Source organism: Bacillus inaquosorum KCTC 13429, assembly GCF_000332645.1.
Classification (GTDB): domain Bacteria; phylum Bacillota; class Bacilli; order Bacillales; family Bacillaceae; genus Bacillus; species Bacillus inaquosorum.
Window position 1 is genome coordinate 136691 of sequence record NZ_AMXN01000003.1, and the last position, 21909, is coordinate 158599.

General features: G+C 38.8%; 21 protein-coding genes and 3 pseudogenes. 6 read left to right on the forward strand and 18 right to left on the reverse strand.

What is annotated here, in order from left to right; translation table 11 throughout:
- The first annotated feature begins 312 nt into the window (after positions 1-312).
- From BSI_RS0121070 to BSI_RS12260, 3 genes are all read left to right on the forward strand, one after another.
- The gene (locus tag BSI_RS0121070) at positions 313-681 is read left to right on the forward strand and encodes a YoqO family protein (RefSeq protein ID WP_032732027.1); all 369 of its coding nucleotides are present in this window, start codon (positions 313-315) and stop codon (positions 679-681) included.
- Between the two features lie 927 nt (positions 682-1608).
- The gene (locus BSI_RS12265; RefSeq protein ID WP_249033930.1) at positions 1609-2685 is read left to right on the forward strand and encodes a response regulator aspartate phosphatase; all 1077 of its coding nucleotides are present in this window, start codon (positions 1609-1611) and stop codon (positions 2683-2685) included.
- The gene (locus BSI_RS12260; RefSeq protein ID WP_003238315.1) at positions 2675-2851 is read left to right on the forward strand and encodes a hypothetical protein; all 177 of its coding nucleotides are present in this window, start codon (positions 2675-2677) and stop codon (positions 2849-2851) included. Before BSI_RS12265 ends, BSI_RS12260 begins: the two co-directional genes overlap by 11 nt.
- A gap of 40 nt (positions 2852-2891) precedes the next feature.
- Here the strand turns inward: BSI_RS12260 and BSI_RS23060 are convergent.
- From BSI_RS23060 to BSI_RS12230, 7 genes and pseudogenes are all read right to left on the reverse strand, one after another.
- Positions 2892-3246, reverse strand: a pseudogene (locus BSI_RS23060) (DNA polymerase); the annotation flags it as partial.
- Positions 3247-3347: 101 nt separating this feature from the next.
- Entirely contained in the window at positions 3348-4286 is a 939-nt protein-coding gene (locus BSI_RS12255; protein ID WP_003238319.1) for a sugar-binding transcriptional regulator, read from the reverse strand.
- Between the two features lie 50 nt (positions 4287-4336).
- Positions 4337-4696 (reverse strand): PTS glucitol/sorbitol transporter subunit IIA, encoded by a 360-nt coding sequence (locus BSI_RS12250; protein WP_003238322.1) that lies wholly within the window; start codon positions 4694-4696, stop codon positions 4337-4339.
- Positions 4697-4731: 35 nt separating this feature from the next.
- Complete coding sequence (gene srlE, locus BSI_RS12245) at positions 4732-5751, reverse strand: PTS glucitol/sorbitol transporter subunit IIB (RefSeq protein ID WP_032732074.1); 1020 nt, start codon at positions 5749-5751, stop codon at positions 4732-4734.
- 38 nt (positions 5752-5789) lie between these two features.
- Positions 5790-6317 carry a PTS glucitol/sorbitol transporter subunit IIC gene (gene srlA / locus BSI_RS12240; protein ID WP_003238325.1) on the reverse strand — a complete coding sequence of 176 codons (528 nt, stop codon included), beginning with the start codon at positions 6315-6317 and terminating at the stop codon, positions 5790-5792.
- A gap of 21 nt (positions 6318-6338) precedes the next feature.
- Positions 6339-6767, reverse strand: coding sequence for a transcriptional regulator GutM (locus BSI_RS12235; protein ID WP_032732028.1), 429 nt, complete (start codon positions 6765-6767; stop codon positions 6339-6341).
- Between the two features lie 95 nt (positions 6768-6862).
- Positions 6863-8146 (reverse strand): NAD(P)H-dependent oxidoreductase, encoded by a 1284-nt coding sequence (locus BSI_RS12230; RefSeq protein ID WP_003238331.1) that lies wholly within the window; start codon positions 8144-8146, stop codon positions 6863-6865.
- A gap of 246 nt (positions 8147-8392) precedes the next feature.
- On the opposite strand from BSI_RS12230, the gene BSI_RS12225 reads away from it, so the two are divergent.
- On the forward strand, positions 8393-8863 hold the full coding sequence (locus tag BSI_RS12225; protein WP_003238333.1) for an NUDIX domain-containing protein: 471 nt from the start codon (positions 8393-8395) through the stop codon (positions 8861-8863).
- Positions 8864-8917: 54 nt separating this feature from the next.
- On the forward strand, positions 8918-9247 hold the full coding sequence (locus tag BSI_RS0121080; RefSeq protein ID WP_032732031.1) for a hypothetical protein: 330 nt from the start codon (positions 8918-8920) through the stop codon (positions 9245-9247).
- Here BSI_RS0121080 and BSI_RS0121085 read toward each other — a convergent pair.
- From BSI_RS0121085 to spoVK, 9 genes and pseudogenes are all read right to left on the reverse strand, one after another.
- Positions 9243-9550, reverse strand: a pseudogene (locus BSI_RS0121085) (Y-family DNA polymerase); the annotation flags it as partial. The gene BSI_RS0121080 and the pseudogene BSI_RS0121085 sit on opposite strands and share 5 nt — an antisense overlap.
- A pseudogene (locus BSI_RS12220) lies at positions 9543-9826 on the reverse strand (YolD-like family protein). The pseudogenes BSI_RS12220 and BSI_RS0121085, both read right to left, overlap by 8 nt.
- Positions 9827-10194: 368 nt before the next feature.
- A complete protein-coding gene (locus tag BSI_RS12215) occupies positions 10195-11484 on the reverse strand; it encodes a Na+/H+ antiporter NhaC family protein (RefSeq protein WP_003238338.1) in 1290 nt (429 codons plus the stop codon).
- A gap of 485 nt (positions 11485-11969) precedes the next feature.
- A complete protein-coding gene (locus BSI_RS0121090; RefSeq protein ID WP_032732035.1) occupies positions 11970-12314 on the reverse strand; it encodes a YolB family phage-derived protein in 345 nt (114 codons plus the stop codon).
- Between the two features lie 688 nt (positions 12315-13002).
- On the reverse strand, positions 13003-14337 hold the full coding sequence (glnA, locus tag BSI_RS12210; RefSeq protein WP_003238339.1) for a type I glutamate--ammonia ligase: 1335 nt from the start codon (positions 14335-14337) through the stop codon (positions 13003-13005).
- Between the two features lie 57 nt (positions 14338-14394).
- The gene (gene glnR / locus BSI_RS12205) at positions 14395-14802 is read right to left on the reverse strand and encodes a transcriptional repressor GlnR (RefSeq protein ID WP_003238341.1); all 408 of its coding nucleotides are present in this window, start codon (positions 14800-14802) and stop codon (positions 14395-14397) included.
- 109 nt (positions 14803-14911) lie between these two features.
- Positions 14912-16177 (reverse strand): methionine gamma-lyase family protein, encoded by a 1266-nt coding sequence (locus BSI_RS12200; RefSeq protein WP_003238343.1) that lies wholly within the window; start codon positions 16175-16177, stop codon positions 14912-14914.
- 17 nt (positions 16178-16194) lie between these two features.
- Complete coding sequence (gene hflX / locus BSI_RS12195; protein WP_003238345.1) at positions 16195-17457, reverse strand: GTPase HflX; 1263 nt, start codon at positions 17455-17457, stop codon at positions 16195-16197.
- Positions 17458-17589: 132 nt separating this feature from the next.
- Entirely contained in the window at positions 17590-18558 is a 969-nt protein-coding gene (gene spoVK, locus BSI_RS12190) for a stage V sporulation protein K (RefSeq protein ID WP_019258474.1), read from the reverse strand.
- An 859-nt stretch (positions 18559-19417) separates the two neighbouring features.
- Between spoVK and cwlC the strand changes: the two genes are divergently transcribed.
- Positions 19418-20185, forward strand: a complete 768-nt coding sequence (gene cwlC, locus BSI_RS12185; protein WP_003238351.1) for a sporulation-specific N-acetylmuramoyl-L-alanine amidase — start codon at positions 19418-19420, stop codon at positions 20183-20185.
- 62 nt (positions 20186-20247) lie between these two features.
- Here cwlC and BSI_RS12180 read toward each other — a convergent pair whose 3' ends face one another.
- Together BSI_RS12180 and nrdF are read right to left on the reverse strand one after the other, a co-directional pair.
- On the reverse strand, positions 20248-20868 hold the full coding sequence (locus BSI_RS12180) for a hypothetical protein (protein ID WP_003238353.1): 621 nt from the start codon (positions 20866-20868) through the stop codon (positions 20248-20250).
- Positions 20869-20915: 47 nt separating this feature from the next.
- Positions 20916-21905 (reverse strand): class 1b ribonucleoside-diphosphate reductase subunit beta, encoded by a 990-nt coding sequence (gene nrdF, locus BSI_RS12175; RefSeq protein ID WP_003238355.1) that lies wholly within the window; start codon positions 21903-21905, stop codon positions 20916-20918.
- Positions 21906-21909: the final 4 nt, after the last annotated feature.

Sequence of the window (21909 nt, forward strand, 5' to 3'; positions counted from 1 at the left end):
TCATCAGGTTTTTTCTGATCACGACTTACTTCTCCTAGATTTATTAATAACATAAGTTTTAATTGTTCTCTTAATTCGTTATTTTCCTTTTCTAACTCCTTGACACACTTTCGCAAAGATGCAATTCCGTTTAACTTGCTTTATATTAGATGTCCCTTCTTGCTGACTTCAACTACATCTGTGTTCATTATCTCCACTTCTTGGAATCTAATTAAAATCACGTTTTTTAAGTTAAATTTAAAGTACATCGTCTTAAGAAATTCCCCTTAATTGGTAATTTGACACCTAGGATCATACAAAGCAGGTGTTATCTTGAATAAAATAATCGGAATAATTGGATTAATTGTTTCCTTAATTGTGCAAGGATTTTCAGCAAGTGGTTTGTTGACTCATGAGATTGCTATAGCTTGTCTATTTATATTCTTAATAATTTATAATTTTGAACATGCTAAGGATTTCTCTAAAAAATCTCTAATTGTCTTAGGAGCAATCTTTATAATGCCAGGTATTTATCAACTCCTTTCCTTTACCGGTGATTACTTTAATAGGCTCAACTTAAAAATTTTACTTATCATCTTACTTGAGATCGCTTTGATCATTGTATTGGTGTCTATTGCAGTAAATTTAATGAAGCTTATTGCGAATCGGTTAAGGAAAACACCTTATGGTAAAGAGTTTTAACTCTTTGCCTTGTGGTCTCTTATGTATGAAATCAAATGAATATCAACTTTCCTAATTCCTTCTCTTCTGTTACGCTGAGTAATAACAATTACTTGGCCATACCTTATATTGCATATAAGGGTTAATCTGTTGAGATCTTTGAGGGATCAAAATATGGCCAAGTAAAAAACGATGGATGCTCCATCTTCATTATTAAAGACAAGGTTGAATATATGTAGTACTTCACTCAGAACATTTTTTTATTAAGGATAAAATAAGTGTTCGTATTAATTTTTCCTGTTACGATAACGATCAAAAACAGAGTTATCTGTCCCATTTCAAGCCAGAAATTATTCTGCTTTTTTAAAAAATATTCTTGATTTTCACTTTTATATATGCATCCATAAAGCATTCGAGCATAACCATTATATGTAACTGAAATGCAGGTATAAGAGCTATTATATAGGGATTTCGCTACCAATATACAGGAGGTCCATTAACATCAAATACTCAAAAACAAGAATGAATGTACCCATAGCACTTCCATTCCCACACTCTGCTCAAATTTTCATTTCCATTATTCACTTCAAAATCCCGCAATTTCACATCGTAATCGCCATCGTAAAAGCCTATATTATCAACGTTTTTTCCTCTTCAAATTTCTCCTTTTTCGTCAATACTTGCTTAAAACGACCCCTTTCCCCTACTCTCGCTTATGTTTTACGATCATTTACCTCCTATTCACTTATTAAAGTTTCAAAAACCCTTATGTTTACTGTCTTTCTTCACCCTATTTTTTTCGTTTTTTAAGATAACATCAATCTTCCTTATTCATTTAAACATGATAAAATATTACATATTTAGATATTTCATATAGGAGGGCTTGTGTTGGAGCAAATGATCTCTTCTTCTAAAGTCGGAGTGAAAATAAATGAGTGATATAAATGCATAAGGTTATTTAGTGTCCCAGATTCGGAAATATTGAAAGCTGAGGTCGAGGAAGAAATTAGGCATATGAAAGAAGATCAAGATTTATTGCTGTACTATTCTCTCATGTGTTTTCGCCATCAGCTGATGCTGGATTACCTTGAACCAAAAACATTGAACGAAGAACGCCCTAAAATTTCAGACTTATTAGAAAAGATTGAAAGTAGCCAAACTGATTTAAAAGGAATTCTTGAATATTATTTTAACTTTTTTCGGGGAATGTATGAATTTGAACAATACGAATATCTTAATGCCATAAGCTTCTATAAGCAAGCCGAGAGAAAGTTATCACTTGTCGCAGATGAGATTGAACGTGCAGAATTCCACTACAAAGTTGCAGAAATTTATTATCATATGAAGCAAACTCATATGTCGATGCATCACATTGTTCAAGCAATCGATAGTTATAAAGCACATGAAAACTACACTGTAAGAGTTATTCAATGTTCATTTGTCATCGGTCTAAACTATTTGGATATGGACTTCCCTGAAAAAGCGATCCCTCATTTTAAAGATGCTCTAGATAAAGCAAGAAAAATCGATATGTCACGATTAATCGGATCATCTCTGTACAATCTTGGCTTATGTTCATTTGCTGAGGAAGCTTATGAAAAGGCGGCTGAGTACTTTAAGGAGGGTATTAGAGTATACCAGGATAATGGGTATGAGCACTCAAATCGTTTATTAGACATATTACTTATGTTGACAAAAACCACATTTAAAATGAGAAATCATTCCGAGGGAATTTCTTGGTGTGCACATGGTCTGTCTTTGTCCGAAGATTTAAACGATGAGATCATGGCCAAAATGTTTGAATTCATTCATGCCCTATATGTAGATAACGACAAAGGAAAATTAAATTCGATTCTAAATTATTTAGAATTAAAGTCAATGTTTTCAGACGTGGAGGATTTAGCATCAGATGCAGCGAAATATTACAATGAAAAAGAAGACCATAAAGTGGCTGTTGCTTATTATGAGAAAGTGCTTTATGCCCGTAAACAAATTCAGAGAGGGGATTGTCTTTATGAAACTTAAGCATGCATCTGTCTTTATTTTAGCCATTGTTTTAATTGGATTTGTAAGCATTTATTTAACTAACACTCAAAAAGATGTCCAAGAAGCACGCAGAGGACATACAGCCAGTATTGGTTTTACTGATGGTCATTCGTATGAAGTTGCAAGTAGAGGACATACTTCTTAATATGTATTATTCCCCCTCCAAATTTTGAAGGGGGTTATTTTTATGATTTATGCCCACTAGTTATCCCTGCTCTATGAAGCGCAGTTCCAGCTGTTGTATAAGAAAATGCTCTAAGAATCGCTTTTGAGCCATATTTGTTTCTAATTCCATCCATTACAAACCCGAGTTTCCTTCTCTTCTCATTATCCACTTCAAATAAACTCAACTGCTGATTAACATCATCCTCAATATTTGATAACGTAACTGAGATACTTCGCACAGTCTTACCGGAGTAAAACTTATTAAAGAGCATCAGGTAGATATAAATGTCCATTGTGATATTTGTGAGAAGATCATGTTCTTGATCGATAAAATCCACCACCAAGTTCATCTTTACTGTAACCTATTCCCGAGCTTTTGTTTGGCCATAATTGCATAATAATTAATTCAATTCCTTCTTCTAAATTTCAAAAGAAAAGGGATGATTTTATGAAATATCTCATCCCTTTATTTTTAATTAATCCAATAAAGCCTGTGCTGTTTGTTCATCTGTCACTAATACATGGACTAACTTACCTTCCAATGCTGCTTTTATTGCCTTCACCTTTTCTAATCCGCAAGCCACTCCAATGACAAGTGGAATCTCCCTTAATTGATCTAATTCCAATGCAATCACTCTTTCATTCCATGAACTGAGAGATGATCGGCCATTTGCATCGATGAAATTATAACAAATGTCTCCGACGACATCCGTATGATCAAAATACTCCTGATGCTCCTGACCTAGATAAGACTTCACCATAGTTGAATGTTCAGGAGTTCCCCCGATTCCAACAATCGCTATATGGGATTTGGTAGATAGATTAAAAATGTCTTGTATAGAAGTTTGCCTCATAAATATTTCTTTTGCTTCTTTAGAATCTACCATTACGGGAGCATGAAGAAGCTTGTATTGAGATTGTAGACTCTCTGCGAGCTTAGCTACAATATGATTAGCATGTATATCTACTCGTTCGTTTCCCATTCCTCCAACTAGAGGAACAAATGTAGCAGAAGGATAGGGCTGGCTAGAGGTCATAGCCTTCGCTACTTCATACAACGTGGTTCCTGCGGAGACCCCTATCGTTTGCCCATCTCTCATTACTCGCAACAAATATTTACAAGCTGCAGATCCCAATCTGCTTTTCGAGGATTCGCCTCCCAGATTGGGGATGCATACGACTTCACGCAATCCGTATAAACGTTCAACTTTTCCTTCGAGTTTTCTATAAGGATGAATCATTTCATCATGAATAATAATTTCAACGATTCCCAAATCCCTTGCTTTTGAAAGATATTTAGAAATAAGAGAGCGGCTTACACCGATTTCTTCCGCAATCTGCGATTGGTTACGTCCTTCCTCATAGTACATATGAGCTATTTTAACAAACAATCTATTATCTTCAGGTAAGTTCAAATTCGAAACTCCTTTTTTCTTTATATGTGATCTGATCTCCAGGGGTCTTTCTATGATTTAAATTCAATGACACTGCCATTTTTAACTCGCGGAAGCTCGTACGGGCTAGCAAACACAGCACCAGGAAGAATTTCTCCGTTAGGCTCGTTGAAGTAGATAGAAATATGACCAAGTTCCTTTAAATTGTTGTTGGCTGCGGATCCTACAGCAGTAATACTAAATTCTTGATCATCAACTTTTAGAGTATGCCCTTCTTGAATTGGGTTTTCTGATTGATCTTCTTTAACCTCATGAATGACAGCCACGTCTCTTAACCCCTCTGGTGTTTGAGGCCCAAATAAAATCATTATTTTTTCTTCCTCAAATGATAAAGCTAATTCTCCAATTTCCTTTACAATTGACTTATACATACTCATACCTCCATTTTATAATTATTTTAAATTTATTAAAACATTCCAATGCTTGCGACATAAGCAATTATAACAGCAAGAACCCCAGTGATAAGACGACTATATAAAACTGCTGGTACACCATATTGTACTGTTTCAGCTTTCGCCTCGCCAAGTGATAAACCAACTGGTATAAAGTCAGCACCCACTTGGGCATTAATAGCAAATAAAGCCGGCAAGGCAAATTGAGGCGGAATGTTTCCTTTAGCTATTTCGGTTCCAATTAAGACTCCTATAATTTGGGCTATAACGGAACCTGGCCCTAACACTGGCGATAGGAATGGTAAGGTACAAACAAATGCCAGAATGATTAATCCCCACAAAGAACCAGCCAGAGGTGACAAGAAGTGAGCCATAGCATCGCCAATACCTGTGTAGTTAATAATCCCAATGAGCATGCTCACAAAGGCCATAAATGGAATTATATTTTTTATAAGCATGTCAATTGAATCTCGACCAGCTTGATAAAAGGTGCCTGTTACTTTTCCAATTCCTTTCGAAAATCTCATCAGGAAGTTATCTCTATCTTCTCGTTCTTCTTTTTTCATTTTTACATCATTCTTATTCAAATTTTCCTTGTCACTTGTATCAAGTTTGCTAGTTTTTGATGTCTCTTCTGATTCTGATGGGATTTCTAGTTGCTCGTTAGCCAACCCGATTTCTTTCTCTGTAACACCAGAAACAAAGATATCTTCTTTAATATATTTTGCCAATGGACCTGAAGGTGAAGAAGGAAGAACATCAACTGTAGGAATACGTTTCATCGGGTAAAGTCCAATTCTTGCCGTACCTCCGCAATCAATAACAACACACATCATTTCATCTTCAGGAACTGAATTTTTAAAGCCGTCTACAGCTTCTGTTCCAGATACCTGAGCTATCTTTCTTGCGACTGGATGAATCCCTCCACCTGTAATAGAAACAACCTTCGTCTTTTTTCCTTTGGGTTCAATTCTTAGACCTGTTCCCCAACCACCAGAACCTTTATCCACAAAGATTGCACGCTGCTTATTCATGATCGTTCCCCCTCGAGTCATGGCGATTTCTCCTCCAATTAAAAATTCGCTTCCATTCTTTTAGCTAGATATTTTGTGATAAGTTCAGTAATAACCCCGCGTAAAAGCATGATGACAACTGCTATTAGAAAATAGCGAACGGCAAGATCAGACATCGGGTAACCAGCCTCTTTTATACCATTGGCAATTCCTAAATAGACGAAAAGCTCTCCTGCATTTGCGTAAGGGAATAAAGCTGTAACAGGATGAAAGAAAGTAACTAGAGAATCGAAAAACGCTGGTTTTTGTTTTTCTGGTAAAAACCTTCCAAAGGTATAAGCCATTGGATTTGTTAATAGTAAGATTGATAGGATAGGCATTAATGTATATCTTAATAATGTATACTTTGCTGCGAACTGGATGACCTTATTGACTCTTTCCTCTCCTATGAACTTAATCATTGCATAGGTAAATGTTAATAATACAACTAGAGTAGGTACAATCCCAGTCATTAAATCCATAAACTGTTTACCACCGGCATCAAACATTCCTATAAAGTGTTCGCCGAACCATTGAATCCATTCCATAGGTATCAACACTCCTTTCCATTAAAATATAGAGATATTTTTTGTAGAGATTGACAATAAAGCATTTTCAGCAGCCTTTGAAAGGGCTGTATTAATAGCTGGTAATCGTCTATAATTCCCTTTTTGATTTGTTTTACATTCTTGTAAATCATCTAATACAGTTCCTATATGTTGTCCCTTATATTTATTTATTTCTTTAAACTTAGAAAAGACTGAAAAACCATTGACCACATGACATTCCTGAATGATATAGTTACTATCTACGACAATCATAGCAATGGCACCAGGACGAAACTTTCTTCTTTCCGTACCAGAAAATAAATAATACCCTTTCTTTTCTCTGTAAGTGCTTACAATCTCACTCATATTCTTTCTATAATAACGAACTTGTATGAAGGTAAATACATATTGAACTACTAGCAAAAAGCAGAGAATTAAAACAAATCTCATAGGAAGTCATGCCCCTTTTTAAGTTCTATTTGATGAAGAAAAAGGGCGCGGACAAAACTCTATCTTTAAACGAGTTTTGCTACACGCCTATGAACTTACAAAGTAGTTACAATTTTACTATCAGCCGTCTCTGTCGGGAATAAACTATCTTGAAGCGATCTTAATTTCCAAACTGTTGTTGTAGGGTCTAATTCTACATCATCAGTTGTTAGGAATTGACCTTGACGAATATCTTTTTTCGCCACAACATTTCCACTGATTAAACCAATTGGAATATGATTATTTCGTTTCATATCCTGATGGGTTTCAAGAACCCCTCGTACAGAGTAACCTCCAATTCCATCTAGTGCCTCGCCGGCTTTAATATCACGTTTTGCAACGGTAACCGTATCAGAAATAGGAGTCCCTAATGGTTGAATAGAGCCTTCATTTTGTAAAACGGCTTTGGCAATAGTAATAGGCGTTTCTAAACTAGCTAAATGATATGGTCGATATAAAATGTGATGGTCTCTTTCACCTTTTTTCAATAAGTAATCCAGCTCATGCGCTACAGCATCATTTTGCCCTTTTACAATTACAAATACTCCAGGTGCAAGCCCATCTACATAATCAATTACCCCAAAATGATTTAATACCCCACCATTTTCTTTAAGGTCTAAATCTTTAATAACTGAATCTAGATCTCCAGAAATTCCATGCATTCCAACTACATCCGGTACAAATCCGATAGCATTAGACAATAAATTCATCTCAGCCATTGTCTTAGTACCATCCTGGAAAGCAGCAAGCATATGAGAAGCCATTTTCTTCTTATTTGCTTCTTCTTGTGCAGTGCTAGGGTTTGATGTGACATTTAATTTATTATTTTTCCCTTTGCCAGCGACTAGAACTTCCATTCCCATCATTTTGGCAAATTCAAATAATTCAAGTGTTGCTGCCGGCTCATCCCCTGCAGAACCACTGTAAACTAGGCCAGCATTAGTAAACATTTGATGCATCACTGAACCGATAGTAATATCCACTTCTACATTCAATAAGACAAGATGCTTTTTAGATCTTAAGGCTTCAAGTGAAATGTTGGCTCCTACTTCTGGAACTCCTGTTGCATCAACGATGACTTCTATATTGGCAGATTGAATAACTTCACGAAAATCATTTGTTACCATAATGGATTCTTTTCTGGATGCCTGTGAATTATAGTAATTTGCAGCTCTTTCTGCTGCTTCAATATTTATATCACTAATTCCAGTTACGCTCATACCAGGAATATGAGAGATTTGACCAATCATTCCAAATCCCATTTGTCCAGCACCGATGACTCCTACTTTAATCGGTTCGTTTGCACGTTCTCTTTCTAAAAGTTGTTGATAAATTGACATATGAAACATCCCCTTTGTCGGAATTCAAAAAATTAAAATCATTAAACGCTTTCATTTTGGAATTAAACAGCCTGCAGACCTTAATTCAACAACTAACATTAGTTACACATCATATCAAATGAGGTTTTTTCGTAACATTTGTTATACCATATAACATTTGTTAATTGTTATGGGTTTATTGTAGAATGTCATGAAAGGGCTGTCAATAAAAAATTAAGAAAAATAAGAAAGGTTGTAGGTAACAAAATGAATAGAATGGATTATTATTACAATGATGACGCTCCAAAACCACTAAAAATTGTTCCTGCTGTCTCAGCTGTCGTTCTTCATAAGGAAAAAGAAATCTTACTTCAGGAACGTATTGATAACGGAAAATGGTCTTTACCTGGTGGCAATGTGGAACCGGGGGAAACAGTGGAAGATGCCATAAAAAGAGAGGTTAAAGAGGAAACTGGTATAGATATAGTAGTAAAACATCTAATTGGCGTATACAGTGATCCCAATCATGTTATAGCTTACCAAGATGGAGAAGTTCGCCAACAGTTCTCCCTTTGCTTTTTATGTGAAAAGATAGGTGGAATAGTAGCAGCAAGTAATGAATCAAAAAAAGTAGAATTTGTGTCAATAAGTGAGTTAGATACTTTAGATATTCATATTACTCAGAAAATAAGAATTAAGGATGCTCTCAGTGGAAACAGCAAAGCATTTATACGGTAACTTAGGCCAAAAATGATAAAATCTTGTTGATAGTTAAGAAGGAGATGATAACTTTTGAAAGAATCTAAAATGGATGCTAACTTATTTTGCATTCAGTGTCGTGATGAGACTCTCCACGTTATTTCTTATATCAATAATAAAATTAAAAGCGTTGAATGCGAAGAATGTCATCGTATACACAGAATTAAGATAGATATCGTGAAAGAATTTTACAAAGAGGTTTACGAGAGAATCTCAACAAAACCAGCAAGAATGACACATGAGTATAAACAAGATTTGAATAAATTTCTATTAAGACTTCCCGCTCGAGCTATCAGTAAACCTTACCGGCTTATAAGAGACTTAAATGATTCTCGTAAATACATTAAACATTTTAAAAATTAATGCATTTCTCAGGAACAAATCTATAAAACAGCTTTTTGTAATCAGTCGGAACTGATGAAAAGCTTTTTTATTTGGATATTTACGACGTATCTCAAATAGACTTTTGCCTGCTTTAATTCCAAAATCTTTTTTAAGTGCAGGAGATGCAGCTAATACTACACTTCCCTGTCTCTCCGTATTCCCTACAACGGCAAGATAACATGTCAAAGGGTTAAGACCCAATACAGCCGAAACAGAAGCATAAAAGGATTTCATACCGGCACAAAGGATATTCTTATGTGGAAATTGTGAGTAATCAATCATTGTATTTAACTCCTATGATGTCATTCATGTTGATATAGACTGTATTGTCGTTCTGATCTTTAACTGAAACATTTGTTGCTCAAAGTTAATGTAATGTACTCTGTCGGCGACATTTTCAACGAACCCGTTGTTAAATACCAGATCTTTATTAAATTCAAGTGCTTCAGAAACAAGAATATCCATCTCTTCAATTTGTTGAGCGTCTAGGGATAGCTTTTCAATTTTTGATACATCAAGTAAGTCTTGTTTAAGCTGTGTTAAGTGTTCTGGGAGCATCATTAATGTCCATTTGATTGTCCCTTGATCTCTAAGCAATTTGGCTTACTCCTTTATTCAATTCAAATCAAAACGATTGTTCGATGCAATATTGGTAATGCTATTCCATATCTCGAGTGATCCTTACTTAAAACAATCTACATGTCTCCAAATAAAGAAACCTCTAAAAATTCGAAGACACAAAAAACAACAAGGGTATCAAAACCCTTGTTGTTTTTCATACGGTCGCACCCACTAGGCCCTCAACATAATAAATTATGAAAGCTTGTTTTCATACACTCTCTATCTTCCTTTTTCATCATTTCTATATGTTTTTACGAATTATGGTTTAAAAAAGAAAAAGGTACCGTTTGGTACCTTTTTTATCTTTATTTCGTATTTCTTGTGAATTTTGGTAGTCCGAATACAATTGCTATGATGCCGCAGATCCCGATTAAAACAGGATAGAAAGAGTAATGCAAGATGCTGACAGGTGAAATATTTCCAAACTTCCCGGCCGATAACATCTGCGCGCCATAAGGAATTAAGCCTTGTATCACGCAGGAAAAGATATCTAAGATACTTGCCGACTTTCTATTGTCAATTTTAAATTCATCAGAGATATTTTTGGCAATCGGCCCGGCTGCAATAATAGCAATCGTATTATTGGCAGTAGCTAGGTTAGTAACGCTGACCAATCCGGCAATACCGGCTTCAGCACCTTTCTTCGAATGGATTCTTTTAGAAATGAATCCCAGTAAAAAGTCAATCCCTCCGTTTTGTTTCATTACGCCGACCATTCCGCCAATTAACATTGAAAGGATGATAAGATCAGACATTCCGGCAATTCCATCCGTAATTGCTTTAAAATAAGACTCAAACGTCAAGCTGCCGCTTGCAACTCCTATAATTCCTGTTAAGATCAATCCGCCAAAAATGACAGCCACCACATTAAAACCAATTAATGCAAAGACTAACACGGCAACATAAGGAAGCACTTTAAACCAGCTGTAAGATTCAGCTCCGATATGTCCTACGTGTCCTGTCGGTATAAAAAATAATAAAATGACAGTTATGATAGCTGCAGGCAAAACGATCAAAAAATTCGTTTTAAATTTATCCATCATTTGTGTTTTTTGTGACCGTACTGCCGCGATGGTGGTGTCCGAAATAAAAGAAAGATTATCTCCAAACATAGCTCCGCCGACAACAGCTGCAATAGCGATTGCAGGGGACAAGCCAAGTTCTCCGCTCAAACCGGCGCTAATTGGAGCAACTGCCGCAATCGTCCCCATTGATGTTCCCATCGAAACAGAAATAAAACAAGCAATGATAAAAAGCCCTGGCAGTATAAACTGCTGCGGAATAATGCTCAAAGCAAGGTTGACGGTTGAGTGTACCGCTCCCATCGCCTCAGCTGCAGAAGCAAAAGCACCTGCTAATATAAAAATGATAACCATAATAATAATATCAGGATGACCCGCACCGGAAGCAAACCATTCTATTTTCTGATTGAGCGATTGCTTCTGGTTAAATGAAAGCGCGAAAGCCGATGCTATAATTGCCGCAATCAATATTGGCAATTTATAGAAATCTCCAGTCAATACACCGGAGCCGACAAAAAGGCCTACAAATAAAAATAGCGGCAATAGCGCCCAAGGATTTCCATTTTGTTTCATCTAAGTAGCCACCTCTAATTTTCAGTATCAAAGTTGTTAAACATAGTCTAAGCAACATTCCATACTTTAAAAGGCTACAGTAAAAAAGTCAAGCGGAAAAATAGTATAGTAATTATTAAATTAATAACAGAAAAGAAAAAAGGATTTTTCAAGGAGAGGAAAAACACTCTCATCAACAGATTATTTGGAAAGTTCCTTATACAAATACAACTGTTTGATGAGGTGTGTTTAAGCGGGAATATCATTTTATTAAACTTTGGGAAGCTGGCAACATGCAACGATACAGGGCATAAAAACTGTTTTAGCTATTATCAATAATATAAAAAGGAAAGGATTCAACCCTTCCTCTTTATGCACCAACTCACCTGCGGTCATAGCAATTGTTATTTAAAAAGCAATTTCAGAGAACATGAGAAGCATTTACAAGAAAATAACTTTCAATAAGTAAAAGCACCCAACTTAATAGTTGGGCGCTATTTTCATATTCAAATTGAGTTCTTGTAAGCACTAATTGCTTCGTTACGTAGTAACATGTTATCTTTGTTAACCATGCCTAAGTTGTAAGCTTTTTTAATAATATCTAATACCTGCGAATCCATTGCAGAAAGACTACCTCCACCATTCCAATAATCTAAAGACTTATTTAGGTCAAGTGAGCTTTTTTTATTCTCGGATTCAACTACCTCATTTTTCTCAAGTTTCTCACAGAATTCACTAAAGCCAATGGATGAAGGAGTTGGATTATTCCCTCCATACCCTTCTGTAGCCAAGCTGCAAAATGCTAAGATTTTCGGATCATAAATAAGATTACTTGAGTTTACATTCATCATCGATAACTACAATCCTTTCAGAGCTTTTTATAATCATAGAGCACCCTTTCCATCTTTACACATGTTAAATATCGACAATTGTTCGAATGTTTTAATGATTGAATAAAAAAGAACCTGCATTAAGCATGTTCTTTCCCTAATTTACAAACTTTTGTTTTATGGATAAAACCATTATTTTATTGGGAATTTTGGATGTAGGTTCGAACAAGCAACAACCTTGGTATTGTGTTAGTCGTATCAGCATCCCTATCGTCAGCTAAAGCCAACAGTACAGATACTCAGTCATATGAATTTCCAACTTACAAAAAGTGAGATCCAGCAAACAGCTATTTAATTCAAAAGGGAGCTTCCATCAAACCTAGCGCATCTTTATGAGTTTCCAAAGAGTATAAGCACCAAAAGATAATAAACAAACACCTAGTAGAAGTGCTAAAATCAAACCACCAAAGAAATAAAATCCTCCCATGAATCTCACTCCTTTTCAGTATCATTTTGCCATTGTAGAAGCAATCTTCTTGATTAACTCATGTCCGCACCTACTTTCTAAAGTTGTATTCGTTGGTGATGATGCCTTTTCAGAGGTGAAACTTCTGGTGTTTTGTGGGTGATACAAGATTATACCAATTTATTAAAATAGAAAACAGATAAAAAAATCCCCTGACACCAATAGTGCCAAGGGATTGAGAGATTAATACTGAGACATATACTGTTCGCGTTCCCAAGGGTGAACTTGTGTGCGGAACATATCCCATTCGATTTCTTTTGCTTCGATGAAGTGTTCGAATAGGTGCTCGCCTAGCGCTTTGACCATGACTTCGTTTGATTTGAACTCTTCTAGCGCTTCCGCAAGTGTTGCTGGAAGGTCAACGATTCCGTTTTCCATGCGCTCTTCTTTGCTCATCACATAGATGTTGCGGTCGATTGGAGCTGGCGCTTCCAATTTATTTTTGATTCCGTCTAAGCCTGCAGCAAGCAATACGCTTAGTGCAAGGTACGGGTTAGCAGCTGGATCTACGCTGCGTACTTCAACACGTGTGCTGATGCCGCGGGAAGCCGGGATACGGATAAGCGGGCTTCTGTTTTGCGCGCTCCATGCTACGTAGCAAGGTGCTTCATAGCCAGGAACAAGACGTTTGTAAGAGTTTACTGTCGGGTTTGTTACTGCTGTAAAGCTTGTTGCGTGCTTCACGATACCTGCAATGAAGTGTTTCGCTGTTTCACTTAACTGAAGATCTGCGTTTTCGTCATAGAATGAGTTAACGCCATCTTTGAAGAGTGATAGATTACAGTGCATACCGGAACCGTTCACACCGAACAACGGTTTTGGCATAAATGTTGCATGCAGGCCGTGTTTGCGGGCAATTGTTTTGACAACCAGTTTAAACGTTTGGATGTCGTCACAAGAGCGGACTGCACCAGCATATTTAAAGTCAATTTCATGCTGGCCAGGCGCTACTTCGTGGTGAGACGCTTCGATTTCAAAGCCCATCTCTTCAAGCTCAAGTACGATATCGCGGCGGCAGTTTTCTCCCAAGTCAGTTGGAGCCAAGTCGAAATATCCGCCTTTGTCGTTTAGTTCAAGCGTCGGCTCGCCTTTTTCGTCTAATTTGAATAAGAAGAATTCAGGCTCAGGCCCGAGGTTGAAATCACTGAAGCCTAGGTCTTCCATTTCTTTCAAAATCCGTTTTAAGTTGTTTCGCGGGTCACCTTCGAAAGGTGTGCCATCCGGATTGTAGATATCACAGATGAAACGTGCTACTTTACCTTTTTCAGCTGTCCATGGGAAGATAACAAATGTATTTAGATCTGGATACAGGTACATGTCTGACTCTTCGATGCGAACGAATCCTTCAATAGAAGAACCGTCAAACATGACTTTATTATCAAGCGCTTTTCCAAGCTGGCTTACAGGAATTTCAACATTCTTGATCGTTCCAAGAATGTCAGTAAATTGAAGACGGATATACTTGACGTTTTCTTCTTTTACTAATTTTACGATATCTTCTCTAGTGTACTTTGCCATTTCGTAAAACTCCTCCTCTAAAAGGTAAATGTATATAGCAAAACAGTTGCTAACAGATTAATGAAAGAAGCGGGACATGTCGCCTTGACGGAATGTATTCCCTCTTTGAAAACGGCCAGCTTGCATGAGCTCGTTTTTCAGGAGTTGTCTCAACTCGTCATCGGACAGATCATGTTTCATTGGTTTTTTCGTCTTCTCGTTTTGTTTTTGCTCCGGCTCGGCTTCTGCTTTCGCCAGAATCTGTTTGATTCCTGCCATGTTTACACCTTGTTCTATCAGGTGCTTGATTTCTAACAGTTTATCTACATCATGAAATGAAAATAATCGTCTATTTCCTTCGCTTCTAGCTGGAAATATTAGTCCATTTTCCTCATAATATCGAATTTGTCTTGCTGATAATTCAGTTAACTGCATGACAATTCCTATTGGAAATAAAGGCATTGAGCGGCGAATATTATCACTCATCTCAATTTCCTCCTTTTCTTAACTTAGTTTCATTATAGGTGATGTTATATTTTGTGTCAATACGATGTAAGGATTCTTAACATGAAATTCAGTGAAATTTTTAAAAAATTTAAATTAATTGTTTTTCCATGAGTGAATCCACTGCACTGCATATGGCATTCTTCACATGCGAATAGGTTAATCCTCCCTGAACATACGCTACATACGGCGGGCGGATAGGGCCATCTGCTGATAATTCGATGCTTGCTCCCTGAATAAATGTGCCTGCTGCCATAATGACATCATCTTCATATCCCGGCATGTAGGCCGGATAAGGCGTCACGTGGGCATTGATCGGCGATGCAAATTGAATCGCCTGGCAAAAGGCAATCATCTTTTCTCTGTCAGAAAACTCAACGGATTGTATCAAATCTGTTCTTTTCGCATCCCATTTCGGGTTTGAAGTGAAGCCCAGTTTTTCAAGGAATCTCGCTGTAAACACCGCTCCTTTTAAACTCTGAGACACAACGTGAGGCGCCAAAAAGAAGCCTTGATACATTTCTTGGAGCGAGTAAAGAGATGCTCCTGCTTCTCTGCCGATGCCAGGTGACGTCATACGGTATGAGCAAGCTTCAATCCATTTCGCTTTTCCGACGAGATAGCCTCCTGTTTTCGCAAGACCGCCGCCGGGATTTTTAATGAGAGATCCCGCCATCAGATCGGCTCCGACATGGCAAGGCTCAAGCTCTTCCACAAATTCTCCGTAACAGTTGTCCACAAAGACGATCAGGTTTTCATTGATTTCTTTTACAAAACGGATCATTTCTTTTATTTCACTAATTAAGAAAGAAGGACGATTTGCATATCCTTTTGAGCGCTGAATGCCGATTACTTTCGTCTTCGGATTGATCGCTGCGGCGACTGCATCATAGTCTATTTTTCCGTCTTCTGTCAGATCAACCGCATTGTAGCCGATTTGAAAATCCTTTAATGATCCAGCGTTTTCTCCGCCTCTGACGCCCACAATTTCTTCTAGCGTATCATATGGCTTGCCCGTTATATAAAGGAGCTCGTCCCCCGGTCTGAGCACACCGAACAAAGCAATCGAGATGGCATGGGTGCCTGAGATAATTTGCGGCCTTACAAGCCCCGCTTCTCCGCCAAACACATCCGCATAAATGCTCTCAAGCGTGTCTCTTCCGATATCATCATAGCCGTATCCTGTAGACGGTGTGAAATGAGTGTCGCTTACTTTGTGTTTTCTATAGCTTTGAAGCACCCTCCATTCATTGCGCTCGCTGATTTCTTCTATTTGTTTATGAACGCCGGCAATGTCTGATTCCACTTCCATTGCCGTTTTTTTCAATAATTCTCCGTGTGTTAATGTGTCAAACATGTCTTTGAATTTCCTTCCTACATATACTTCTTTAATTCACCGATGATACTTTGCTCTTCTTGCACATAGCCTGATATGTCGTACCGTTCATTTTCTTCATTAAAATAGAAGCGGTCAACCATTGTTTCCGATTTGATTCTCGAAAGGAGCTTACCTTCACTTGCCGGCACATGCGCTTCAAAAGATGTTAACAGCTCTTGGCGCAAATAGCGCTGAATCGCTTCTTTAAACGTTTCAGCGTCTTCCTCAAATTTCGCACTGACCATAATGTGATCCCTTCCGGCGGACGGTATAAAATCAGGCAGCTTTTGATCACGTTTATTGTAAGCTGTCAGCATCGGGATGTCATCTGCTTCAAGCTCTTCAAGCAAACGAAGCACCGTTTTTTCGTGTCCCACGTAATCCTCATTTGAAGAATCAATCAAATGAAGGATCAAATCCGCTTCCTTTACTTCCTCAAGCGTTGACCGAAATGCAGCAATCAGTGTCGTCGGAAGATCCTGAATAAATCCTACTGTATCTGACAGAAGCACGCTGTAGCCGCTTGGCAGGACCATTTTTCTGGTCATCGGGTCCAGTGTGGCAAACAGAAGGTCTTCTTCATAGCTTTCAGCACTTGTCAGGCGGTTGAACCATGTTGATTTGCCCGCGTTTGTATATCCGACAAGCGCAATTTGAAGCACACCGTTTTTCTTTCTTCTTTCACGGTATCGGCTTCTATGGCGAATGACAGTTGAAAGCTGTGTGTTGATTTCATGAATGCGATTTCTGATATGGCGGCGGTCGGTTTCCAGTTTCGTTTCCCCGGGACCTCTCGCCCCAATTCCTCCGCCTTGCCGGGAGAGATTGATCCCTTGCCCCGTCAGACGCGGAAGTGCATATTGCAGCTGAGCCAGTTCAATCTGAAGTTTGCCTTCTCGCGTTCTTGCCCGCTTTGCAAAAATATCTAATATCAATTGCGTACGGTCAATCATCTTCACTTCAATCGCTGTTGCCAACGACTTCAGCTGACTTGGAGACAGCTCATCATTAAAGATAAGGAGATCAGCCTCAAGCTCTTCCACCAGTGCCTTCAGCTCTTCTACCTTCCCTTTTCCTATATATGTAGCGGCGTCAGCCCTGTTCCGTTTTTGTGTGACGCTGGTCAATACTTTTCCGTCTGCTGTTTTTGTCAGAGATGCAAGCTCTTCCATAGAATTTTCAAAATGCTCATCCGTGATATGCGGCAGCTGACATCCGACTAAAATAGCTTTTTCCTGTCTTGTTTCCTGTTCGTTCAAATGGATGTTCCTTTCTTTTGCATATTGGGCAGTAGTATTATCATACCAAACCCTGCATGTGTATACCACAAATCGATTGCTTTGAAAAGCAAGATATACAGCAAAAAACAGACCTCTCGAAAACTGAGAGGTCTATACAGAGCCAGACGCTTCTTCTTTAATGGAAAGATCTTGGCTTTTAATGGTCATCAAGTCGCTTTTTAAGTATTGATCGCCCATTAAAAGCCTCATGGCTTGCGCTCTGATCGATTTTTCGATCACATTTCTGACAAAACGGCCATTGCTAAATTTAATGGGACTTGTCGTGCTTTTGACTGTCATTAAGTAATCTTTTAATTTCCATTCCGCTTCTTGACTGAGCTGGTATTCCCTGTCAGCGATCATGCGTTTTGCAATCTCCATGAGCTGGGTCACAGAATAATCAGGAAAATCAATGGAGATGGGAAATCTTGATTGGAGACCTGGATTTAATGAGAGAAAATGATCCATTTCCCGAGAATATCCGGCGAGTATCAAAATAAACTCATGCTGTTTGTCTTCCATATGCTTTACGAGTGTGTCGATCGCTTCTTTCCCAAAGTCCTTTTCGCCGCCTCTTGCCAGCGAATAGGCTTCGTCTATAAACAAAATGCCGCCTAATGACTTTTTGATTAAATCTCTCGTCTTTTGGGCGGTGTGGCCGATATATTCCCCGACCAGATCAGCCCGCTCTGCTTCTATCAGATGGCCTTTTGACAGCACATTCATTTCAAAGAACAGCCTGCCGATCAGCCGTGCAACAGTTGTTTTTCCTGTTCCCGGGTTTCCTTTAAACATCATATGCAGCGCTTGCTTCCCCACCTTCAAGCCTTGCTCCGCACGTTTTTGGTTCACAAAAATCCAAGCGTATATTTCCTTGATGTTGCGTTTCATTTCCTCCATCCCAACCAGTGCACTCATCTCTTTTTCTATTTCCTTCAAAATGCCGTGCTTCGCTTCGTTTTTTTGCAAAGCGGCTTGATATTCCGCCTCAGCCTCAGCATTTGTCAGCACTTGTTTTTGCCCGTTCAGAATAATGTTGATCTGTCCGTTGTTTTTATAAGTCACAGCGCGCTCCAACATTTTCACCTCTCTGTTCTCTCTATATGATATTCAAGCGGATGCCGTTTGTGACAAACGCCTATCATGTGTCGAAACAATTGCTTTTTTCGGGAACGATAAGGAATCTTGCGCTTTCCCGAGAAATACTTTATTTCTTATTGTATTCACGGACATGGGGTGGACAAACCAAGAGATTTTGTTTTTAATCATTTTGTCAGAACACTGCTCTATGAATATGGTGATATTCCTTTGGATGTATCAACCTCTTTATCATTATTTTCCCAAGTATCAGCCGGAAGCATCGATATGAAATCCCTTATTCTTTCTATAACCTTGTTACGACACTTCACTTAACGAAGCCCGAGCGGAAGCTCCGACGATACCGTGTTCTTTTTTCATAACGTACCCCGGTTTGGCGTGCGGCTTTCGGTTTTGAACAGATCCAATCCAAGAATACGAGGCACTCACACGTCAGCATATGATTCGTAGTTAATTTGCCGGCCTCATTCACATAAGATACTGACACATTCTCTTTCTTCTATTTATAAAGAGATGCTTTAACGACTCGTCCCTTTCTCAGCATATGAAAGTGCCCCACTTGTAAATTTACGTTCCAAATGCCTGCTCCAAAATTAGAACGCAGAGACTAAAACGAGACGGAAACAGTGTAAAATAAAGCAGAACCCATAATACCCGTAAACAAATAACATGTCTATATTTTTTATTCGAATGGAATCTGCTGTCGCTTCATGTTGAATTGTGCGCTTTCCCGAGAAATAATTTCCGCATGCGTAAGGGTTATTTCCTCATTTTTCAGACAGATGATACTCGTACAAGCAGAAGCCGTGTTTTTTCATATCCTGTAATGAGGTGATGAAGAATGGTTAAGATTTTTATTGATCCTGGCCATGGTGGGTCTGATCCAGGTGCAACAGGAAATGGCCTTCAAGAAAAAACGTTAACCCTGCAAATCGCTTTAGCTTTACGTACGATATTGACAAATGAGTATGAAGGAGTTTCTTTGCTGCTGAGCCGGACAAGCGACCAATATGTCAGCTTAAGTGACCGGACAAATGCCGCAAATAACTGGGGAGCAGATTTCTTTTTGTCCATTCACATTAATTCCGGGGGCGGCACAGGTTTTGAAAGCTATATATACCCGGGTGTAGGAGCTCCGACAACAACTTACCAATCTGCAGTTCACTCTGCAGTGATACAAGCTGTCGACTTTGCCGACCGCGGCAAAAAAACAGCAAACTTCCACGTCCTAAGGGAGTCGGCAATGCCTGCCCTATTGACCGAGAACGGATTCATTGATACCGTTGCTGATGCAAATAAGCTTAAAACAAGCAGCTTTATTCAAAGCTTAGCGAGAGGCCATGCAAACGGGCTGGAGCAAGCCTTTAACCTAAAAAAAACATCCAGCTCAGGGTTATATAAGGTTCAAATCGGCGCATTTAAAGTAAAAGCGAATGCGGACTCACTCGCAAGCAGTGCCGAAGCTAAAGGCTTTGACGCGATTGTCGTTTTAAAGGACGGATTATACAAAGTGCAGATTGGCGCATTTTCATCCAAAGACAATGCAGACGCTCTTGCTGCCAGAGCGGAGAATGCCGGCTTTGACGCAATTGTCATTCTAGAATCATAGTCTAGACGCGGACGAGCGTTTCATAAAAAACCCGGCTCCTCATCACGAGAAACCGGGTTTTTTTATTCAAGAATATCAACAACAAATTGTGACCATGTTTCCAGACGGTTATAGATGTCGTCCTGTCTTAATTCTGAGACTTTCATCCATTTACCCGCAATTTGTTCTTTCTCCTTTACTTCCACTTTTGAGCCAGGCTTCAACTGAAGCGCAGAAAGAATACCGATATGCACTTTGCCGACACTGTTTTCATCATCATTGATGAGTCCCAATGTAACAATCGCCTGTTTATCCTCTTCATGTATTTGCAGTTCTTCGTCAAGCTCACGGTCTGTGTTCAGCTTTAAGACTTCAGCAAATGAGGCTGCTCCTTCGATGGCGTTCATATGGCCTCCAAAGCCGAGAGAAAGCTTATTGTGCAGACGTGATTCTCCTCCGCCAGCCAGCCGCTCGTAAAGGAAAACTTCATCTTCGCGCTTAATGACGACATAGGGAATCGGCTGCTTGTAATGAGGATCTTCTTCTGCGTCTCCCCTTCTCATTTCACGATAGGCTGCTTCGATCTGAGCCATGATTTCTGCTACTCTGCTATCTTCACTGTTCACGCCCTGAAAGGTTAAGCTCTCTTTCTTAAACACGTCATCGCGCGGGGCGACCAAAATCATTTCGTCCATCTTTCCCATGGTTACTGCGTCCTCCTTATTTAACCTTCAAGCGAAAAGAGCAGATATTATATCTGCTCTTTTTCATCTCCAAAATAAAAGTCATCGTCTTTGAGCGGCTCAACTGTCGCTTTTTTATAACCGTTCCCCTTCATAGAGAAGAAGTCATGTGATTTTGTTTTTGTATTTAATCCGTTTAAAACGATCGGATTAATATCTTCCTCTTCAAAGTATGGATCAAATCCAAGGTTCATCAGCGCTTTATTGGCATTATAGCGGATGAATTTCTTTACATCGTGTGAGAGTCCGACTTGATCGTACAAGTCTTCTGTATACTCAAGCTCATTTTCATATAACTCATTCAGAAGGTCGATCGCAAAGTCGCGAAGCTCTGCTTTTTTCTCTTCTGTCTGCTTATTATAGATTTCCTGAGCAAGGAGACCCACATAGACGCCGTGAATCGCTTCATCACGAAGGATCAGGTTGATGATTTCACCGCTTTGCATCAGTTTTCCTTGTCCGTAGAAATATAACGGATAATAGAAACCGCTGTAAAAGAGGAAGCTTTCCAGATAAACGGAAGCAACCATCGCTTTGAACAGTGAAATCTCATCATCTTTTTGAATGGCTTTGTAAAGTCCGACGATGATTTGCGCTTTTTTCTGCAAATATTTATTTTGTTTAACCCATTCGAATACTTCATTAATCGTTTCAGTCGGTGCCAGGGTCATGAAAATATTAGAGTACGACTTCGCATGGACAGCGTTCTCCATCATTGCCATAAAGTTCAGCACCGCTTTCCGCTGATGACCGTCTACGTGTTCAGCCACGATTGGCATTCCCGTATTCCCCTGCTCTGTATCAAGAAGAGTAAGTCCGGCCAGTACCTTCATATAAGTGTCCTGCTCGTTTTTTCCGAGGTACTTCCAAGTGAGGAGATCGCCGTTTAAAGCAATCTCTTCCGGAAGCCAGAACTGTTTCACGTTTTGGTTATAGAACATTTGGGTAAAATCGTCTTCATGCTTTGACCAGTTTGCTGCGTCATAAATTTTCGTCACTATA